The 15,871-nt window shown below is 47.0% G+C and carries 15 protein-coding genes and 1 tRNA gene; 7 read left to right on the top strand and 9 right to left on the bottom strand.

The window, feature by feature from the left end; translation table 11 throughout:
• Positions 1 to 58: 58 nt before the first annotated feature.
• The 6 genes from AACM02_RS09555 to AACM02_RS09530 all read left to right on the top strand — a co-directional run bounded on the left by AACM02_RS09555 (position 59) and on the right by AACM02_RS09530 (position 8,129).
• Positions 59 to 1,870: a sugar-binding domain-containing protein gene (locus tag AACM02_RS09555; RefSeq protein WP_339116806.1), complete on the top strand. Its 1,812-nt coding sequence runs from the start codon at positions 59 to 61 to the stop codon at positions 1,868 to 1,870.
• Positions 1,849 to 3,003 (top strand): sialidase family protein, encoded by a 1,155-nt coding sequence (locus AACM02_RS09550; RefSeq protein WP_214063509.1) that lies wholly within the window; start codon positions 1,849 to 1,851, stop codon positions 3,001 to 3,003. The genes AACM02_RS09555 and AACM02_RS09550 overlap by 22 nt, the downstream gene beginning before the upstream one ends.
• A gap of 1 nt (position 3,004) precedes the next feature.
• On the top strand, positions 3,005 to 4,015 hold the full coding sequence (locus AACM02_RS09545) for a family 43 glycosylhydrolase (protein WP_214063508.1): 1,011 nt from the start codon (positions 3,005 to 3,007) through the stop codon (positions 4,013 to 4,015).
• A gap of 15 nt (positions 4,016 to 4,030) precedes the next feature.
• Positions 4,031 to 6,070, top strand: a complete 2,040-nt coding sequence (locus AACM02_RS09540) for a hypothetical protein (RefSeq protein ID WP_339116805.1) — start codon at positions 4,031 to 4,033, stop codon at positions 6,068 to 6,070.
• Positions 6,071 to 6,200: 130 nt separating this feature from the next.
• Complete coding sequence (locus AACM02_RS09535; protein ID WP_339117453.1) at positions 6,201 to 7,310, top strand: aldose epimerase family protein; 1,110 nt, start codon at positions 6,201 to 6,203, stop codon at positions 7,308 to 7,310.
• Between the two features lie 30 nt (positions 7,311 to 7,340).
• Positions 7,341 to 8,129, top strand: a complete 789-nt coding sequence (locus tag AACM02_RS09530; protein WP_214062772.1) for an NIPSNAP family protein — start codon at positions 7,341 to 7,343, stop codon at positions 8,127 to 8,129.
• Here AACM02_RS09530 and nth read toward each other — a convergent pair.
• The 5 genes from nth to AACM02_RS09505 are packed head-to-tail and all read right to left on the bottom strand — an operon-like array spanning position 8,114 to position 12,845.
• Positions 8,114 to 8,779, bottom strand: coding sequence for an endonuclease III (nth, locus tag AACM02_RS09525; protein ID WP_332456671.1), 666 nt, complete (start codon positions 8,777 to 8,779; stop codon positions 8,114 to 8,116). The two genes, AACM02_RS09530 and nth, sit on opposite strands and share 16 nt — an antisense overlap.
• Positions 8,780 to 8,784: 5 nt before the next feature.
• On the bottom strand, positions 8,785 to 10,350 hold the full coding sequence (locus AACM02_RS09520; protein WP_339116804.1) for a M81 family metallopeptidase: 1,566 nt from the start codon (positions 10,348 to 10,350) through the stop codon (positions 8,785 to 8,787).
• Positions 10,351 to 10,400: 50 nt separating this feature from the next.
• Entirely contained in the window at positions 10,401 to 11,537 is a 1,137-nt protein-coding gene (gene chrA, locus AACM02_RS09515) for a chromate efflux transporter (RefSeq protein WP_214062113.1), read from the bottom strand.
• A 5-nt stretch (positions 11,538 to 11,542) separates the two neighbouring features.
• On the bottom strand, positions 11,543 to 12,250 hold the full coding sequence (locus AACM02_RS09510; RefSeq protein ID WP_332456674.1) for a 16S rRNA (uracil(1498)-N(3))-methyltransferase: 708 nt from the start codon (positions 12,248 to 12,250) through the stop codon (positions 11,543 to 11,545).
• Positions 12,243 to 12,845: a bifunctional nuclease family protein gene (locus tag AACM02_RS09505; protein ID WP_214062112.1), complete on the bottom strand. Its 603-nt coding sequence runs from the start codon at positions 12,843 to 12,845 to the stop codon at positions 12,243 to 12,245. Before AACM02_RS09505 ends, AACM02_RS09510 begins: the two co-directional genes overlap by 8 nt.
• Before the next feature lie 143 nt (positions 12,846 to 12,988).
• Here AACM02_RS09505 and AACM02_RS09500 point away from each other — a divergent pair.
• Positions 12,989 to 13,064 (top strand) — tRNA-His (locus AACM02_RS09500).
• Between the two features lie 98 nt (positions 13,065 to 13,162).
• Here AACM02_RS09500 and hisIE read toward each other — a convergent pair.
• The 4 genes from hisIE to hisH are packed head-to-tail and all read right to left on the bottom strand — an operon-like array spanning position 13,163 to position 15,871.
• Complete coding sequence (hisIE, locus tag AACM02_RS09495; protein ID WP_339116803.1) at positions 13,163 to 13,750, bottom strand: bifunctional phosphoribosyl-AMP cyclohydrolase/phosphoribosyl-ATP diphosphatase HisIE; 588 nt, start codon at positions 13,748 to 13,750, stop codon at positions 13,163 to 13,165.
• A gap of 14 nt (positions 13,751 to 13,764) precedes the next feature.
• On the bottom strand, positions 13,765 to 14,520 hold the full coding sequence (gene hisF / locus AACM02_RS09490; protein WP_214062110.1) for an imidazole glycerol phosphate synthase subunit HisF: 756 nt from the start codon (positions 14,518 to 14,520) through the stop codon (positions 13,765 to 13,767).
• A 32-nt stretch (positions 14,521 to 14,552) separates the two neighbouring features.
• The gene (gene hisA / locus AACM02_RS09485; protein WP_339116802.1) at positions 14,553 to 15,272 is read right to left on the bottom strand and encodes a 1-(5-phosphoribosyl)-5-[(5-phosphoribosylamino)methylideneamino]imidazole-4-carboxamide isomerase; all 720 of its coding nucleotides are present in this window, start codon (positions 15,270 to 15,272) and stop codon (positions 14,553 to 14,555) included.
• A gap of 17 nt (positions 15,273 to 15,289) precedes the next feature.
• Positions 15,290 to 15,871, bottom strand: a complete 582-nt coding sequence (hisH, locus tag AACM02_RS09480; RefSeq protein WP_332456713.1) for an imidazole glycerol phosphate synthase subunit HisH — start codon at positions 15,869 to 15,871, stop codon at positions 15,290 to 15,292.

The following is a 15,871-nucleotide window of genomic DNA, read 5'->3' as shown; positions in this document are numbered from 1 at the left end:
GTTTAAAGTAACTATTTTCGTGGAATAAAAAATATTAATTCATTAAAATAATATCAGCATGAAATCAAAATTAGTCGTATTCATTTTGCTTACAGCAACGCTCTCACTTTCCGCTCAGTGGAAACCGGCGGGTGACAGGCTTAAAACGCGTTGGGCCTCACAGATAGATGTGAACAACGTATTGCCGGAATATCCCCGGCCCATCATGGAGCGCTCCCAGTGGCAGAACTTAAATGGATTGTGGAATTATGCCATTCTACCGGTGGGGAAACAAAACCCGACTTCTTTCGATGGGAAAATACTTGTCCCGTTCGCCATTGAATCGAGTTTGTCGGGTGTGCAGAAAAGATTAGGAAGCGAGAACGAACTCTGGTACCAGCGTGAATTCACCGTTCCGTCTAACTGGAAAAACAACAGGGTACTGCTTCACTTTGGAGCTGTGGACTGGAAAGCCGATGTCTGGGTAAACGACATTAAGGTAGGACAACACACCGGCGGATATGCCCCGTTCTCATTTGACGTAACACCCGCTTTGAAAAACGGAACGAACAAACTGGTGGTAAAGGTATGGGACGGAACCGACCAAGGATACCAGCCGCGGGGAAAACAGGTAAACAATCCGCACGGCATCTGGTATACCCCGGTGAGCGGCATCTGGCAAACCGTATGGCTGGAACCCGTTCCTGAGAAATACATCGAAAATGTAAAAATCACCCCGGATATCGATAAGAACACCATAGGTGTTGAAGCTTTTATCAATCAGGCAACCGCTTCCGACAGGATTGAAGTGAAAGTGATGGAAGGTTCCCGTGTCGTGGCTACGGGACAGTCCATCAATAACCAGCCTGTTGAAGTGTCTATGCCGGCGAATCCCCGGTTATGGTCGCCCAATGATCCTTTCTTGTATGATTTGGAAGTAACCGTGTTCAACGGTTCGAAACAGCTGGATAAGGTGAAAAGCTACACAGCCATGCGCAAATATTCAACCAAGCGCGATGACAAAGGAATTGTCCGTTTACAACTGAACAATAAAGATTTGTTCCAGTTCGGCCCGCTCGACCAGGGATGGTGGCCTGACGGACTGTATACGGCTCCTACTGACGAGGCGTTGAGATATGACGTGGTTAAAACCAAAGACTTTGGATTCAACATGATTCGGAAACACGTAAAAGTGGAACCTGCCCGTTGGTATATGCACTGCGACCAGCTTGGTATCATTGTGTGGCAAGACATGCCTAACGGTGACAGAAGCCCCGAGTGGCAAATGCGCGAATATTTCACTGGTGCGGAAAGACTGCGTTCACCGGAGTCGGAAGCCAACTACCGCAAAGAGTGGAAAGAAATCATGGATTACCTGTACTCATATCCTTCAATCGGTGTTTGGGTCCCGTTCAACGAAGCCTGGGGACAATTTAAAACGCAGGAAATTGTGGAATGGACCAAGCAGTATGACCCGTCTCGTCTGGTAAACCCGGCCAGTGGAGGAAATCATTATCACCTAGGAGACATGCTTGACTTACATAATTACCCACACCCGGAAATGTATTTGTACGACGGACAGCGGGCAACTGTTCTTGGCGAATACGGAGGAATCGGTTGGGCAAACAAGGAACACCTCTGGGAGCCCGACCGCAACTGGGGATACGTACAGTTCAACAGCTCCAATGAAGTGACCAACGAGTATATTAAATATGCTGAACAGCTGAAACAGATGATCCGTCAGGGTTTCTCCGCTGCTGTATACACCCAGACTACCGATGTGGAAGTGGAAGTGAACGGGCTGATGACTTACGACAGGGCTGTAGTGAAGATCGACGAAGGCAGGGTACGGAAAGTAAATCAGGAAATATGCCATATACTGAACGACTGATTTTTATTTCAATCCTCCTGCTCATTTTTTCTGCTTGTCAAGGCGAGAAGGACCATAACGATCAGTATTATTATATTGAATGGGATAGAGCCTCCCTCCTTCGCATAGCGGAAGAGGGGGGATATCCTCGTTTACGCCGTTTAAACGACGGTTCGTTTTTGGCAGCATACGAGAATAGGCAAGGAGATGTGGTTGTAAAAAGGAGCAGCAATGAAGGTGTTTCCTGGGATGACCCGGTAACTGCATACGAAAAGTTTGAATTTGTCGATCCGGCGTCTTCTGCTTCTACGGTAGTGAATATAGCCAATCCTGAAATTGTTCAGTTGGCCAACGGGGATATTCTGCTGGCCAGTAATTTGCGCCCCCGAAAAGAAGGTCTTTATCCGTTTTCGATTGCGTTAAAAAGGAGTGTTGACAAGGGGAGGACGTGGTCCCAGGCACAAATACTCTATCAAGCTGCTCCGTTTTTCAGGGATGGCTGCTGGGAACCTTCTTTCCTGATTTTGCCGGACGGAACGGTACAGATTTATTTCGCTAACGAATCGCCTTACCGCAACTCGGATGAACAGGAAATATCGATGATACGATCTGTTGATAACGGCTATACGTGGAGTGAAAACCCAACAACGGTTAGTTTCAGGCAAGGATATCGCGATGGGATGCCGGTAGCCATTCATGACGGTACGAATATCTACCTGGCTATCGAAGATAACTTGTCGGGGCAGTTTAAACCGTACATCATTCGCAGTGCGGTTGATAGTCCATGGGTAGAAGCCGTGCGAAAAGATTCCCCGTACCGCTATTCTGCATTACGGTCTCCGCTACCCGATACGGTTTACGCAGGAGCTCCTTACCTCATTCGTACAGAGAACAACGTTTACGTACTCTCCTATCAGACTACAAACAACAGGAGTTTCGATTGGGAACGGTCGACTATGGAGATACAGGTTAGCGGTGTGCCGTCCGATTTCAGTAACCCGTCTCAGCCTTTCATTGTCCCACTGTCGAAAGAAGCTAAATGGAATTCATTGGCCGATTTAGGGAACAACACCATTGCCGCACTTGCTTCCACAAACTTCGAAGGAGAAAAAATAGGAGTTTGGATGATTAAAGGGAAAATCAGAAAACAATAAAATGAAGATGATACATATTATTCAACAGGCATTGGCGCTCTTGCTCTTGTTAGGATGTAAAGCAATAGAAACTCCACCGGAAATTCCTTCTGCGGGAAATGACACCTATAAAAACCCGGTAATTAACTACAGTCTTCCCGATCCGACAGTGATCAAAGCCAACGACGGATTCTTCTACCTTTATGCGACTGAAGATATCCGGAATACTCCCATTTATTGTTCGCAAGATTTAGTGAACTGGAAATTTGTTGGCACTGCATTTACCGATGCAACCCGTCCGACATTTGAACCGAAAGGCGGTTTGTGGGCGCCCGATATCAATTACATTAACGGAAAGTATGTGCTGTACTATTCCATGTCGGTATGGGGTGGGGAATGGACCTGCGGGATAGGCGTGGCTACCTCCGATAAACCCGAAGGCCCGTTTACCGATCACGGCAAGCTGTTTCGCAGCAACGAGATCGATGTGCAAAATTCCATCGATCCCTTTTATATCGAAGAAAACGCGAAGAAATACCTGTTCTGGGGCAGCTTCCGGGGCATTTACGCCATCGAACTTTCGGACGACGGACTCAGCGTAAGACCGGGAGCCGAAAAGCAACGAATTGCCGGCACGGCTTATGAAGGGACATACATACATAAACGAAACGGTTTTTATTACCTGTTTGCCTCCGTCGGATCCTGCTGCGAAGGGTTAAACAGCACGTATACCACTGTGGTAGGGCGTTCAGAAAATCTTTTTGGCCCTTATGTGGATAAGCAAGGACAGTCCATGATGGATAATCATCACGAAGTAATGATCCGGAAGAATCAAAAATTCGTGGGTACGGGACATAACTCGGAGATCGTGCAGGACCAGGAAGGACAGGATTGGATGCTTTATCACGCCGTCTCGGTGGACAATCCCAAAGGGCGTGTCCTGATGATGGACCAGGTACGGTGGAAGGATGAGTGGCCCTACGTGGAAGGAAATACCTCTTCGTTAACATCTCCAAAACCAATTTTTAATTAGAAAAAGAAATATTGCATGAAAATTAAGGATATTGCACGGTATGCTCTGCTTGTTTTGTTTATAGTGAGCACGGTACAGGCAACAGCCCGTGTGGCTGAAAATAATTTTACTTCCTCCATCGCTTTGAAAATACCAGGAAACAATGCGGCTCACTACCCTTTACAAGAAATTCGGAAAGGGGATGTAGTTCAATTAAAAGCCAATCAAAACATCCCGGTAGTGATAACACGAACCATCGTGTCACCTAACCTTTCGGCTGCAGATCATGTGGTGGAAGTGGTGATTACTGCCAAAGAAAATATCTATTTCAACTTCAAGCAGTGGGTAAATACTCGTTATTCTCACAACGATTGTCAATTCTACATGCCGGGGTTCTGGTACCGCCGCAACTTGCGCTCGCCCAAGGAGGCCCCTTCTTTTCACACCTCCGATAGCTGGACAGTGCGTGAGGATAGATTGAGCGTGCCTATGACGGCCATATTTAATGAAAAATCGGGAACGTACCTGTCGGTAATGCGAATGGATGATTTTAAGCATGAAGCACTTACTACCCATAAAGAAGGAGAAGTAATTATCTCCGGAAAAACATCTATCGGCTATACCGGATTCGAGAACAAGAATGGCGATGCCCGTATATCCTTCGGGTTTCCTTACCAGGAAACGCCAAAGACCTATATTCGTAAACTTACGCTGGCGCCTTCGGTAGAAGCATTCCAGTTTCTCGAAAAAGGGAAATCCATCCGGCTCACGTGGTTAGTGAAATCGGGAAAAGCCTCGGATTTCTCGGATTTCGTACGTCAATCGTGGGAATACAGTTATGATGCCTGGCTTCCGAGCCCCGTTAACACACCCTTTAGCGATGCGTTCGTGAAGAAAACCCTTACCGGTTTTTTCACCCGGAGCTTCGTGAGCGATTATCCCTTGAAGTTCAATTCGGGCGAAGGGCTGGTAGTAGCTACCTGTGAAAACCTTGCCCGCGCGGAAATAGGTTTTGTAGGTCGAGTTTTGTTGAACGCCTTCAATGCGTTGGAATATGGACAACAGAACAACCGTTCGGAGTTGGTAGCCAACGGCTATTCCGTTTTTGACAGTTACCTGGAGCATGGGTTCACAGCCAACGGACTTCTCCGCGAACATGTGTACTACGACAAAAACACGGAGGCCAGTAACTTAAGTATTCGCCGACAATCGGAAGGTGTGTACGCGATGTTCCAGTTCCTCCAATACGAAAAAAACAACGGAAGACGGCATCCGGAATGGGAGACAAAATTGCAAACCTTGTTGGACCGGATGCTTCTTTTACAGAATGAAGACGGTAGTTTTCCACGGAAATTCACTGACAACCTGGTCATCAGTGACGCAAGCGGAGGAAGCACCCCTTCGGTGACCTTACCCCTGGTGATGGCATACAGGTATTTCAACAACCCTAAATACCTCACCGCTGCCCAAAAAACTGCCGACTACCTGGAACGTGAAATCATTTCGAAGGCAGATTATTTCTCGTCTACCCTCGATGCCAATTGTGAAGACAAGGAAGCATCCCTGTATGCTGCTACAGCCATGTACTACCTGGCATTGATTTCCACAGGCGAAGAACAACAACGTTATGCCGACCTGTGTCTGAAGGCTTCTTACTTCGCGCTCTCGTGGTACTACCTGTGGGATGTGCCGTTCGCACAAGGCCAGATGATTGGCGACAACGGTCTACAGACAAGGGGATGGGGCAACGTTTCGGTAGAAAACAACCACATAGACGTATTTATTTTCGAGTTTGGTTCGGTGCTCAACTGGCTCTCAAAAAGATACAACGAACCTCGTTTTCACGATTTTGTACAAGTTATTTCGTCGTCGATGCGCCAGTTGTTGCCGTTTGAAAATCATATGTGTGGAGTGGCCAAGATCGGCTATTATCCGGAGGTGGTGCAACATACTAACTGGGACTATGGCAAGAACGGAAAAGGGTTTTATAACGATATTTTTGCTCCGGGATGGACCGTAGCCTCTCTATGGGAACTGCTCTCTCCCGGCAGGGCCGAGAATTTTTTATCCAAATAAAACAGTTTGTAGGTGAAAATGATGTAAATTTGTGTTACACGATTGAACCGGATACTCATTTTTATATAAAAAAGAAAACAACATGATGAAACTAAAGTATTTAACAGCATGGATTATGGCAGTTGCCGCCATGATTTCTTGCACATCCAATCCAAAAGAAGCCCCGGGGGAACCTTCAACGTTATCGGGGTTGAAAAGAAGCCATTTTCAGTCGTCAGTAAACGGTGATTCCACCGATTTGTTTGTGTTGAAAAATACCAACGGGATGGAAGTCACCGTGACGAATTACGGAGGGCGTATTGTATCGGTAATGGTCCCGGATAAGACCGGAACCCTGCAGGATGTTGTCCTCGGATTCGACTCTATTCAGGGCTATACAAGCGTTTCCAACAATTTGGGAGCAACCATCGGACGCTACGGGAACCGCATTGCTAACGGGAAAATAAAGGTTGCCGGTGTAGAATACCAGCTTCCGCAAAACAATTACGGCCACACATTGCACGGTGGTCCTGAAGGTTACGACACAAAAGTTTTTAGGGCAATACAACCCGACAGCCAGACAGTTGTACTAACTTATCTTTCAAAAGACGGTGAAGCCGGATTTCCCGGAAACCTGAACGTAAAAGTCACCATGAACCTGACAAACGATAATGCTGTCGACATTCAATACGAGGCGGATACCGACAAGGAAACCGTTGTGAATTTGACGAACCATTCCTACTTCAACTTGAGCGGAGACCCCAACAACACGGTACTGGATCATCTTCTGACTATTTATGCCGATGGATATACTCCGGTTGACGATACATTTATGACCACCGGAAAAATTGATCCGGTGAAAGGCACGTCTATGGATTTTACGGTTGCCACACCTATCGGACAACGGATTGAGGATACCACTTTCGTTCAATTGAAAAACGGCAAAGGCTATGACCACAACTGGGTGCTGAACGCAAAAGGTGATGTCACCCAAGTTGCGGCCACGGTGGTATCTCCGGTTACCGGAATTCAACTGGACGTATATACATCAGAGCCCGGATTGCAGGTTTACACGGGAAACTTTCTCGATGGCACCATGACCGGAAAGAAAGGAATCGTTTACAACAAACGCAGTGCCATATGCTTGGAATCGCAAAAATATCCCGATTCACCCAACAAGCCCGATTGGCCATCCTCCTACCTGAAACCCGGGGAAAAATACACCAGCCGCTGTATCTATAAGTTCTCGGTGAACCTGTGACACAAACATTCTATAATCCAGCCCCATCCAATGAAAACAAAACTTTTGCTTCCGCTATTTGTCATTCTTTTTATCGTTCCCCAATTTATCCGGTCACAGTCGAAAGGACAACCTCGTGAATTCTATCAGCTGACGGTTTATCACTACAATACGATCGATCAGGAGAAAATTATCGATAATTACCTGCAGGGAGCATTGATACCTGCCTTGCACGAAATGAAGATCAAGTCCGTCGGCGTATTTAAAGCTATAGCAAACGATACCTCCGCAAACAAAACGCTCTATCTTTTTGTTCCGTTAAAATCGTTGAATGCGGTGGATGAAATTAACACCCGTTTAATGAGGAACAATAAGTTTAATGCGAACAATAAAGAGTACGCAGATGTTCTTCACAATAATCCGGCCTACAACCGGATGGAAACTATACTTCTAAAAGCTTTTCCCCTGGCACCCGCAATGAAGCTTCCAAACCTAAAATCAGCAAAAAAACAACGGGTATATGAGTTACGCAGTTACGAGAGCGCCAGTGAGAAAATTTTCCGGAATAAAGTGCACATGTTTAACGAAGGCGGGGAAATGGAGATATTTACCCGCCTTAATTTCAACCCTGTATTCTACAGCGAGGTGGTCGCAGGGGGAAAAATGCCCAACCTGATGTATATGACAACGTTTGAAAATAAAGAAGACAGGGATGCACACTGGGATGCCTTTCGTGTAGACCCTGCCTGGAAACGGATGTCTTCCTTACCTGAATATCAAAACAACGTTTCCCACAGCGATATCACCTTTCTGCGTCCGGCAGATTATTCCGATTTTTGAGACAATCCCACAACAACTTCACGCTGATAGTATTTACACCAATCCCTCAGCCCGCAAATACCGCACTTGGGTTTTCGTGCGATGCAGATGTACCTACCGTGAAGAATCAGCCAGTGATGGGCCCGGGTCAACAATCTCTCTGGGATATATTTGACCAGTTCCCGTTCGGTCTCGAGTGGTGATTTCGAGTTGTCCGTCAACCCGATCCGGTTAGAAACCCGGAAAACGTGGGTATCCACTGCCATGGCAGGAAGATCGAAAGCGACGGACAACATCACGTTAGCTGTTTTTCTGCCTACACCGGGAATGGTCAGCAAATCGTCAATGGTTGACGGGACTTCCCCGTTGAAATCGGAGACAAGTTTTCTTGCCATTCCCACCAGATTTTTGGCCTTGTTGTTGGGGTAAGAGCACGATTTTATGTATTCGAAAACTTCGTCGGGTGACGATGCTGCCATGACTTCGGGGGTTGGAAACGCCTCAAAAACACGCGGGGAAATCAGGTTTACCCGTTTATCGGTGCATTGTGCCGACAGGATGACGGCAACAAGCAGTTGATAGTTGTTGGCGTAATGAAGCTCGGTTTCGGAAGATTCGGCATTTTCCAGGAACCAGTCCATCACATAAGCGAAGCGTTGTTTCTTTGTCATTCTAATCATCTTTTTATCTCATCCGATAACGGGATAAATGTTGCGTTGAGATCGGGATCGGCCATATCGGGATCGAGTGGATAAATGGGGCGGTTGATCCGCTTGTAATCCAGTCGGAGAAGGTCCTGATCAACCCCGCCGGGTGTTAATGCCATTAACCAATCGGCACGCATGTCGTACAACTCAGGCACGAGGTAGCCGATTTTAACCACCAGGATATCTGTTTCACGCGGATTTAACCCCAGTTTGGTGAAGTCCTTTTCGTAATGGTAGGCCATGCGTCTTTCAGTGACTATCACAGAGGTGTTGCCGTTTCTTACCACCACTTCGGTTTTGGCATTGGGATGCCCTTCGTGGATGGCCGTAATGGTTCCGGTGATCCTTACCGGCGGTGCGAACCGGTTATCTACGGCCGCTCCGGCTGTCGCATCAATTTTTCCGCCAACACCAATCTCCTTGGCTTTCTTCACAAACTCTTCACCGGGAATGGAGGCGTAAATCAACGACTTTGCCCGCGGCGACTTCAATTCCGGCCTTTTCAGTATCTCCTGCAGTGTCCAGGTAACATCTCCTGCTCCTCCTGCCGTGGGGTTATCACCCATATCGCTGATGATAAACGGTTTTTTATCGCTTGCCAGCGCTTTTTCCAAAGCCTCATCCAAATAAACGGTAGGAGCCACAAAATCGAACTCTTTTCTCACGTTCCAGAAATGGGCAGCCAGTTTTTCGGCTGCTTTGCCAACAGCCTCCTTGTCATCTCCGTAAGCAACCACCACACCGTGATTTCTAGGTTCATCGGCCCAAGGGTAGGACATCCAGATGGATGCGTCAATCACCTTGTCTTTTTCAATAACCTCCGGAATCTGTGCATACAGGCTTTTCCCCGGCTCGATGCGGGTGCTGGTCTTTTCCCCGGGGAGCAGGATGGGAACGGGAATCCACGCTTTATACGCAGGCTTTCCCTTGCCGTTTTCGAGGCGATCGAGAAGGTTGGTAACCGCCCTTTTTTTCGACTCAATGGCATCTTCGTGTGGTGCCAGGCGGTAGCAGGTAATTAAGTCGGTATTCTGTGCCAAACGCGGCGAAACGCTTCCGTGCAGGTCCATCGAGGTGGAAATCAACACATCCGTGCCCACCAGTTCGCGTATGCGGACCAGGAAATCGCCCTCGGGATCATCCAACCCTTGAACGCTCATAGCACCGTGAACATCAAAAAAGAGGGCATCCAGGGGCAGTTTTGCTTTTAAGCTGTCCAGTGTTTTTGACACCAGCGATTCGTACGCTTCACGGCTTACAATGCCACCCGGCATGGCATGTCCGCGCAAGGTCGGCAGCCAAACGGCCCGGTCGATAATGCCCGAATCAGCAGCAAAGAACGGGTAATAACTGAAAACACTGTCGCCATACCTTGCCCGGAACGCATCTTCGTGGGAAACGGCGGGTGAAAACGTGCTCGACTCAATGGCAAGCCCGGCAATAGCTATTCTCGGAAGCTTCTTTTTATGGTTTTGACATCCCACGGCTGAAATCAGTATGGCCAAAAGGAGGGAAGTAGAAAAAAGTTTTTTCATCTGTTTGTAATTTTTTCGGTTGGGTTTAAAGCATCAAAATTAGTAAAAAATCAAATCAGCGACAACAGGTATCCTGCCAAACAGCCTCCGATCACAATAAATGCACTATTGACTTTTCGGTAACGAAAGACCACAGCCATACTTAATACTGCGATAACAACCGTTCGCACGTCTGTTATGGTCTCTTTCCCCATTATTAAACAAATGGCCGCGATAATGGCAACCGAAGCAACGTTCACGGCATCTAGAAACAGGGAGAAAAGCGTTGATTTTCGCATTTTCTTTACAACAGGATTCAACAACGCAACGAACACAAAAGAGGGTAAAAAGATGCCGACAGTAGAGACTACGGCTCCCCAAAAACCGTTGATCTGGTAACCGATAAAGGTAACCGACGTAAAAACGGGGCCGGGAGTAAACTGGCCTACGGCAATGGCATCGATAAGTTGTTGACGCGACATGAACCCGGTTGTCACCAGTTCCGTATCCAAAAAAGCGAACAGCACGTAACCGCTACCGTACAAAATAGCTCCGATTTTCAGGAAAATCAAAAACAGGTTGACATTGGAAACCGACAACAGGACTGGGACTGTTGGTGGCAACAATGCCAGGGGAACGATTCCGTTGAATTTTATTTTCTGCCGGTTCCGGATTCGGGCAACCAGCATCGCTAGCAATCCTGCACCAAACATCAGGTATATTTCATTGATATTCAGCAGAGATAAAACTAGTACTAGGATGCCTAGAATAGCCAGTTCCACCGATTTTATCGACTTTTTTGCCAACGGGAATACGGCTCCAAGGATAACGGCGATGATGGCGGGTTTGATTCCGTATATAAATGGCTGTACCTGTGGTAACTGGCCGTAATCCTTATACAGCCATGCCAGAAAGCCGACAATCAACACCGCGGGAAAAATGAAGCAGGCTCCGGCAATGATCAACCCTCTCCAGCCTCCTTTTTCCTGTCCGATATGGATGGCCATCTCAGTACTGTTGGGGCCGGGAATCAGGTTGGTGGCACCCAGAAGGTCGAGAAACTCCTGTTCCGTGAGCCACTTCCTTTTTTCGACCACTTCCTGCTGCATCATGGCAATATGCGCAGCCGGTCCGCCAAAACCGATAATGCCCAGCTTAAGAAAAAGTGCCGCGAGTTCTTTCAGTATCGGTTTGGGCGTTTCTTTCATCGTTTTTACGTTAAATTCAACACGTGAAGGGTATGGCAAGCCACTAGACAGGCGGTTTCCGTTCTCAAGCGGTTTTCGCCCAGACTCACCGGTTCAAAGCCGAGACTGACGGCTTTTTGAATTTCTTCTTCACTGAAATCTCCTTCGGGACCGATAAGAATCAGGGCATCTTCTCCCTTTTGGTAGGTTTTGGCCAACGCTGTTTTAGGGGTAGGGTGGCAGTGCGCGATAAACTTTCTGCCCGTAAACGGGTTCTCAACAAACAAGTCAAAGGGATTCATCTCGTCAATAACTGGCATTACGGCTTGTTGCGACTGCTTCATTGCCGAAACGACTATTTTTTCCAACCTTTCGGTTTTCAACTCTTTCCTTTCCGAAAAGCGGCAAAGCAACGGTGTAAACCGGTCTATTCCCGATTCGGTGGCTTTCTCGGCGAACCATTCCATCCTGTCGATGTTTTTGGTAGGCGCAAAAGCTATATGAAGGCTGAAATTCCACGTTTTGGGTTGAGCAACTTCCGCGTCCATGCTAACCACGCAATGCTTGGGATGTGCCTGAATCAGCGTACACGGGTAAAAGAAGCCTTTACCGTCGGTAACGGTCAATTTATCCCCTTCCTTCATTCGAAGCACTTTTACGCAATGTAGCGATTCTTGTTCGGGCAACTGCTGCAAGTGCCGGATACCGGGCGAATAAAAAACCGTATCAGCCATTTTCTGCACCCTGCCGGCGGTTTATCTCATCGCGAAGCTTAGTCGCCAACTCGTAATCTTCGTCTTTTATGGCTTCTTCCAGCCGTTTTTTCAACGCGTCGATTTTTACCTCCTCCATATTCTCCACGATCTCCTCCACTTCCATGTCCTTGTTCTGAAACTCTGTGGAAAGCACCTCTTTTTCATCAAACACAATGGCCATATTCTGCATGATGGTTTCCGTGGTAAAAATGGGTGAATGTGTCCTCAATGCGATGGCAACGGCATCCGATGTCCGGGAATCGATACGAAACTCCCGATTGTCTTGACGCAAAAGCAGCTCGGCAAAAAAAGCACCGTCCTCAAATTTATAAATAAAAACTTCCAGCAACTCGATACTTAAGGATTCGAAAATGTTGTATATCAGATCATGTGCCAGGGGGCGGGGAGGGGTCATGTTTTCCATTACCAGGGCAATGGATTGCGCTTCAGGCGTACCAATCACAATCGGCAGCCGGCGTATGCCGTTCTCTTCAGCAAATATAAGCGCATACGCTCCGGCTTGCACCTGGCTGAACGATATACCCAATATGGAGAGTTTAACTTTATTCGTCACAATTATTGCTGTTAATCGGTTATAACTTCAAAAATACAATTTTTAAACAAGAAAAACAGGAATAAGTGCATTTTTTTGATTTTTTGGAAATTTATTGGGGATTATGAAGAAAATTATTTATCTTTGCACCCACTTTACGACACGGTGGTTATAGCTCAGTTGGTTAGAGCGACGGATTGTGGTTCCGTAGGTCGCGGGTTCGAATCCCGTTTTCCACCCGAATACACTGGTAATAGGTGTTTTCTCTCTTAGATTTGTTTTAGGTAATCACGTATTTTACATACGTGATTTTTTTTGCCACTATCCGAAAAGCTCTCCTACTTGTGCCTTCCTTTTAACACTCCTTCGATGTCTTCCAGTTTCAACGCTTTTGTCTTCAACAGGATCAGGAAGTGATAGAGCAGGTCAGCCGCTTCGTTTTTAAACAGGTCGATGTTGTTATCCTTAGCTTCGATAACGAGCTCAACGGCTTCTTCACCTACTTTTTGCGCCACTTTATTTACTCCGCTGTTGAAAAGCCTGCTCGTGTAGGATCCTTCGGTTTTAGCTTCTATCCGTTGTTCGATCACTTTTTCCAGCTCATAGATAAAACCTTTCGGAGTTTCTTCGGAAAAACAGGTTGTGGCTCCGGTATGGCAGGTGGGTCCCTGAGGAAGGGCTTTGATCAGCAACGTGTCGTTATCACAATCTTCCCGGATTTCGTTCACGATAAGATAATTTCCGGAAGTTTCTCCTTTTGTCCATAACTGGTTCTGACTGCGGCTAAAAAAAGTAACCCGGCCTTCCGCTTTGGTTTTTTCGAGGGCTTCTTCATTCATGTAGCCGAGCATCAGCACTTGTAACGTATGGGTGTTCTGGATGATTACCGGAACCAATCCTCCGGATTTTTTGAAATTGATGGTCATAATTTTTTTACTTTTTAAATCCTCACTTCAATGTTTTGTTGTTTTAAAAACTGTTTCAACCGGGGTATCGGTATTTCACCGAAATGGAAAATGCTTGCCGCCAATGCCGCACTTGCCCTTGTCTGTTGGAAGACATCAGCAAAATGTTGCATTGTTCCCGCGCCACCAGAGGCGACAACAGGAATATTGACGGCTGAGGAAACCGCGGCGGTGATATCGAGTGCGAAACCGTTTTTGGTACCGTCGTTGTTCATGGATGTAAGCAGAATTTCCCCTGCACCGCGCCGTTCGCCCTCCAGTGCCCAGTCAACGGCATTGAGTGGAGTAGGAGTCCTGCCTCCGTGAATATAAACCTTCCATTCACCGTCATCAAGCTTGGTGTCAATCGCCAGTACAACACACTGGCTGCCAAATTTTGCAGCAATTTCCGAAACAATCTCCGGATGATCTACAGCCGCAGTGTTAATGCTCACCTTGTCGGCTCCCGCTTTGATTATTGCCTGCGCATCTTCCACCGAATTTATGCCACCGCCCACGGTGAACGGGATGTTGATTTCACGGGCAATCTTTTCGACCAGTCCGGTCAGGTTCTTCCGTTTCTCAACGGTGGCGGTAATATCGAGAAACACCAGTTCATCCGCACCTTCCTGGACGTAACGTTTGGCCAGTTCCACAGCGTCGCCGGCATCGCGAAGCCCCACAAAGTTAATGCCTTTCACCGTCCGGCCATCCTTGATATCGAGGCAGGGAATAATTCTTTTTTTAAGCATATAAGTTTATATTTTTTGTTGTTTTAAACCCGTTACAGGAAACCCGCAACGCGTAACTCGTCCAGGCTAATTCTCCCTTCGTAAAGAGCTTTGCCGATAATGGCTCCCTCACAACCCAACTCCTTTACCTTTGTCAGATCATCCACCGATGATACGCCACCACTGGCAATCAGCTTAACATCGGTCTCCCGGAGGATTTCAGCGTAAAGCTCATTGGAAGTGCCTTGCAGCATGCCGTCTTTCGAGATGTCGGTACAGATCACGTATGTAACGCCTTTGCGTTCATAACCGGCAATAAAATCCACAACATCCAGTTCCGATTGCTGCTGCCATCCCTGGGTGGCAATTTTTCTGCCGTGGCTGTCTGCACCTAAAATAATCTTGTCCGGACCGTATACCGACAGCCATTTTAAAAAAAGGTCCGGTTCTTGAGCAGCTATGCTTCCTACCGTAACCTGTGCAGCTCCGTTTTCGAAAGCGATGCGTACATCTTCATCGGTTTTAATACCTCCGCCAAAATCAACCGTCAATGAAGTTTTTGTTGATATTTTTCTCAAAATATCTTTATTCACAATATGTTTTGATTTGGCTCCATCCAAATCAACCAAGTGTAAATATCGAATTCCGTTGGCTTCAAACGATTTTGCAACTTCCACCGGATTTTCGTTATATATTTTTTGGGTGCTGTAATCGCCTTTGGTCAGGCGGACACACTTTCCGTCAATAATGTCTATGGCAGGAATAATTCTCATAAACTTCAATCGTTTGTTTACCTTATTTTCAAAAAATTCTTCAATATTCGTTCACCGACATTCGCCGATTTCTCGGGATGGAACTGCGTGGCATAAAAATTCCTGTTCCGCATGGCGGCACTGAACGGCAAAATATAATCGCACTCGGCGATAGTTTGCGCACAGCTCTCGGCATAATAACTGTGTACGAAATAGACCGTATCATCCTTTCCAAAACCATCAAAAAGCAATGACTCCGTATGCTTCAGGTTGTCCCATCCGATGTGGGGAACAATGTCCGTCAACGGGAATTTTTTTACCGCAGTATCAAAGATACCCAGGCAGCCGGTGTTTCCCTCTTCCGAATACCGGCACAGCAGTTGCAGGCCCAGGCATATTCCCAGAACGGGCTGCCCGAGCGTTTTTATTACCGCATCCAGCTTCCGCTCTTTTAAATATTCCATGGCCGACGATGCTTCGCCCACACCGGGAAAAATCACCTTATCCGCACGGCGGATTTCAACCTCGCTATCGGTAATGACGCACTGATGCCCCAACCGCTCCACCGCATTTTTTACCGACGCGATGTTGCCAGCATTGTATTTGATGATAGCAACCAT

The organism is Petrimonas sp., from assembly GCF_963921705.1.
Classification (GTDB): domain Bacteria; phylum Bacteroidota; class Bacteroidia; order Bacteroidales; family Dysgonomonadaceae; genus Petrimonas; species Petrimonas sulfuriphila.
The sequence above is the reverse complement of the archived record's forward strand: the minus strand, read 5'-3'. Positions and strand labels throughout refer to the sequence as shown.

What these genes read in the sequence shown, in the direction of transcription:
- AACM02_RS09550 (WP_214063509.1), top strand. Translation starts at nt 1,849, where the DNA reads ATGCCATATACTGAACGACTGATTTTTATTTCAATCCTCCTGCTCATT.
- hisH (WP_332456713.1), bottom strand. Translation starts at nt 15,871, where the DNA reads ATGGTTGCTATCATCAAATACAATGCTGGCAACATCGCGTCGGTAAAA.
- AACM02_RS09520 (WP_339116804.1), bottom strand. Translation starts at nt 10,350, where the DNA reads ATGAAAAAACTTTTTTCTACTTCCCTCCTTTTGGCCATACTGATTTCA.
- AACM02_RS09510 (WP_332456674.1), bottom strand. Translation starts at nt 12,250, where the DNA reads ATGGCTGATACGGTTTTTTATTCGCCCGGTATCCGGCACTTGCAGCAG.
- AACM02_RS09530 (WP_214062772.1), top strand. Translation starts at nt 7,341, where the DNA reads ATGAAAACAAAACTTTTGCTTCCGCTATTTGTCATTCTTTTTATCGTT.
- nth (WP_332456671.1), bottom strand. Translation starts at nt 8,779, where the DNA reads ATGACAAAGAAACAACGCTTCGCTTATGTGATGGACTGGTTCCTGGAA.
- AACM02_RS09555 (WP_339116806.1), top strand. Translation starts at nt 59, where the DNA reads ATGAAATCAAAATTAGTCGTATTCATTTTGCTTACAGCAACGCTCTCA.
- AACM02_RS09545 (WP_214063508.1), top strand. Translation starts at nt 3,005, where the DNA reads ATGAAGATGATACATATTATTCAACAGGCATTGGCGCTCTTGCTCTTG.
- hisIE (WP_339116803.1), bottom strand. Translation starts at nt 13,750, where the DNA reads ATGACCATCAATTTCAAAAAATCCGGAGGATTGGTTCCGGTAATCATC.
- AACM02_RS09540 (WP_339116805.1), top strand. Translation starts at nt 4,031, where the DNA reads ATGAAAATTAAGGATATTGCACGGTATGCTCTGCTTGTTTTGTTTATA.
- hisA (WP_339116802.1), bottom strand. Translation starts at nt 15,272, where the DNA reads ATGAGAATTATTCCTGCCATAGACATTATTGACGGAAAGTGTGTCCGC.
- chrA (WP_214062113.1), bottom strand. Translation starts at nt 11,537, where the DNA reads ATGAAAGAAACGCCCAAACCGATACTGAAAGAACTCGCGGCACTTTTT.
- hisF (WP_214062110.1), bottom strand. Translation starts at nt 14,520, where the DNA reads ATGCTTAAAAAAAGAATTATTCCCTGCCTCGATATCAAGGATGGCCGG.
- AACM02_RS09535 (WP_339117453.1), top strand. Translation starts at nt 6,201, where the DNA reads ATGATTTCTTGCACATCCAATCCAAAAGAAGCCCCGGGGGAACCTTCA.